We start from the raw sequence: 566 nt of genomic DNA, 5'->3' as shown, positions 1-566 counted from the left end.
CTCAACCGTCATCCATGCCTCCTCTCATAACCGAGGGGTCAGTTCTTCATTTCGTCAGGGGGTCAGTTTCTCAATTCGGCCGACAGCTTGGGCGCATGCTCGCCCGCAAGCCGCCAATGCTTGTGGTCGTCGCTCTTGCCAACAAGATGGCCCGCATCGTCTGGGCGCTCATGGCAAGAGGTGGGACCTACAGGGCTCCGGCCGTGGCAGCATAGCAGCTCGGTCTGAGGTCGTCGCAGGTGTAGGAAGGTCACACGGAGAGGTATGGCGCGACAGTCGATGAGAGACGGATCGGAAAAACCAGTTCAGCACAGAGCGCTTCGAGCGCGCGGTAGTGATATGGATCCGATCGGCGAACTCCCATACGGGCCGGCGGCAAATGGAAGGCCGCATCAGAGGCCGGACAGATGTCAGCACCCGACTACGCGCCGCTATACTGCCTTTCGAAGATTCTTCTTGCGCTCACGGGGGCGTCCACAGATGTGCTGAAGGTTCTGCAAAAAGTTTTGGAGAGAGAACGGGGCTTGCTCTGAGGGGCGAGCGGCCATGGCACGGTGGTGACGTTG

1 pseudogene is annotated in these 566 nt (G+C 59.9%); it reads left to right on the top strand.

The features are described from left to right. Positions 1–215: pseudogene (locus tag NKI63_RS30675) on the top strand (IS110 family transposase); the annotation flags it as partial. Positions 216–566 lie beyond the last annotated feature (351 nt).

It is taken from the genome of Mesorhizobium sp. M0410, from assembly GCF_040321435.1.
Lineage (GTDB): Bacteria > Pseudomonadota > Alphaproteobacteria > Rhizobiales > Rhizobiaceae > Mesorhizobium.
The sequence above is the reverse complement of the archived record's forward strand: the minus strand, read 5'-3'. Positions and strand labels throughout refer to the sequence as shown.